At 65.3% G+C, this 2040-nt stretch carries 2 protein-coding genes; both read right to left on the reverse strand.

Going from position 1 to position 2040, the window contains the following annotated elements; genetic code table 11:
* A partial coding sequence (locus VML93_RS19240; RefSeq protein WP_325613116.1) for an SAM-dependent methyltransferase occupies nt 1–618 on the reverse strand: 618 nt, incomplete at its 3' end.
* A gap of 11 nt (nt 619–629) precedes the next feature.
* Nucleotides 630–1652, reverse strand: coding sequence for a zinc-binding alcohol dehydrogenase family protein (locus tag VML93_RS19245; protein WP_325613118.1), 1023 nt, complete (start codon nt 1650–1652; stop codon nt 630–632).
* Nucleotides 1653–2040 lie beyond the last annotated feature (388 nt).

The following is a 2040-nucleotide window of genomic DNA, read 5'->3' on the forward strand; positions in this document are numbered from 1 at the left end:
GAACAACACAGCGCTACCTGGCGCCGCCTGCGAACACCAACGCAGCGTCGCGTCCACGGCCGCTTCCGTGAGGTAGTTCGTGACGCCCTCCCACAGAATCAAGGTGTACGCGGCCTTGCTGTACCCCGCACGAGCCATAGCGGCCTCAAGGGCGCGCTGCTTGAAATCACAAGCAACAAACCGCACCTGGCGTGGTTGGGCCGGGAGTGCGCGTTCCAAGCGTCTTCTCTTGGCTGCTTGTGTGTCAGGATGGTCAACCTCGAAGACCGTGATTTCTTGCAGGTCCGGCAAGCGGAACGAGCGCGAATCGAAGCCCGCACCGAGGAAGACCAGCTGTTGTATGCCCTCTGTAAGGAAGGTCGCAATCGTATCGTCGATCAACTTCGTTCGTGCAACCACGGAGGACCGCACACCCGGCCACCGGTGATCGATGTACCACGGGGCGAAGCGGCGCAGGCCGGGAATTGCCGCCAGCCAGGCAACGAGGTTGAGCGGCCACGTCAAGAAAGCCCGAGCAAGAGGGTCGTCGAAGAGGCGCTTGCGGTGCGGACGTGCGGATTCGAGCGCGCGGAACAGCGCATTCTGCTCCGCAGTGCGACTTGCCTGCCCTTCCCGCATCGGCTTACCAATCAGCTTGTCAGGTCACGCCGCCCACCTTCGCTTGGAACTCGGCAGGGCCATAGCGACGCCACTACAGGGGTGAGAACGATGCGCTGTGTGGTGTGGGCGGCATCAGCCCAGGCTCCTTGGACGTGGGCGAGTGCTGTAGGCCGCGCGTCAATATGAAAGGTGCCTTTGGTGATCTCGTGGGCGAGTCCGGGCAGCTCGGCAAGGATATCACGCGTGCTGACGGAGCCTTGTCCACTGCCAACGATCTGGAGGCGAGTGGCACGCAGCGCGGCTGACGGGATATGCGCCGTGGGTCCCGCGACAGAACCGATTCCGATCCAGGTGAGTGGCTTGCCGTTGTCGGCACGGTGGGTGACGACAGCGACCATGGCCGTGGTGGTGGGCTCCCCCCAGAGGTAGTCAATCACCATATCGACATCGGCAGCGGCCTGGCCAAGTCGGCGAGCGGTGGCTTCGGCATCTCCCGTGAGCTGCACGGTATCGGAGGCGCCAAGTCCGGCCAAGCCGGTGAGTCGCTCTGCATCGCGGCCGGCGGCGATGACTTGGTTCGCGCCGAACAGTTTGGCGATCTGGACCGCCATGCGGCCCGCGTTGCCGGTGGCGCCGAGTACGAGGACGTTCTGTCCGGACTGGAACTGCACCCGCCGCCGCAGCCCGATCCAAGAGGACATGGCCGGGTTCATGGCGGCGGCGACTGCGATGGGATCACTGTCGTCGGGCAAGACGATGCTGCGGCGCACATCGATGACAGTCCGTTCAGCCATCGAGCCCATCCGGGTGTCCGGGAGGACGAAGTAACGCAGGAAGCCGTCTGGGCCCCGTCCGACACCGTCGATGCCCGGCACAAGCGGCAGCTCGCCCGTGCTGGTGTAGTGCGAGCCGTCGGCCTGCGACCGGACGCGTGGGTGCAGCCCCGCCGCAATCACATCGATGACCATCTCCTGGTCACCGGCCGGGGCGGGGTCGGCAAACTCCTCATAGCGCGGAGGCGTCTTGAAGGAAGAGACCACGGCGGCCCTCATGACCGCTTCCCCCAAGTTGACTTAACATACCTGACGCTCCCGTAGGCACACCCGTGGTCCACGCAAACGAACCGCCTCCTCCACTCGCATCGATTTGTTTGCACATCAGTCATTGCCGACGCCTATCGGGTCCGCCCAACGTTTCAGCGTTTGAGCCGCGACGCGCAACAGACGTCACGGCCGCTGGCACTATGCCACAGCGCGTCGTCGGCTCCAACGCTAGTTGGACATGCCGAAGCCGGGCGGTCCCGGCCCCATGGATTTTTGAGGACGCGGGCGCGCGGCCCGTGGCGTGCGTGAGACCACCACGATCAGAGCGGCGCCGCAGCGCGGACAGCGGTCGGGGGTGGTGGGCGCGGGCGGCGGTTGCTGCCAGCCCGGCTGGAGC

The sequence above is a fragment of the Mycobacterium sp. genome (genome assembly GCF_035499775.1).
Classification (GTDB): domain Bacteria; phylum Actinomycetota; class Actinomycetes; order Mycobacteriales; family Mycobacteriaceae; genus Mycobacterium.

Excerpts from the sequence above, each read along its gene's own strand:
- VML93_RS19245 (WP_325613118.1), bottom strand. The coding sequence starts at position 1,652 with ATGAGGGCCGCCGTGGTCTCTTCCTTCAAGACGCCTCCGCGCTATGAG.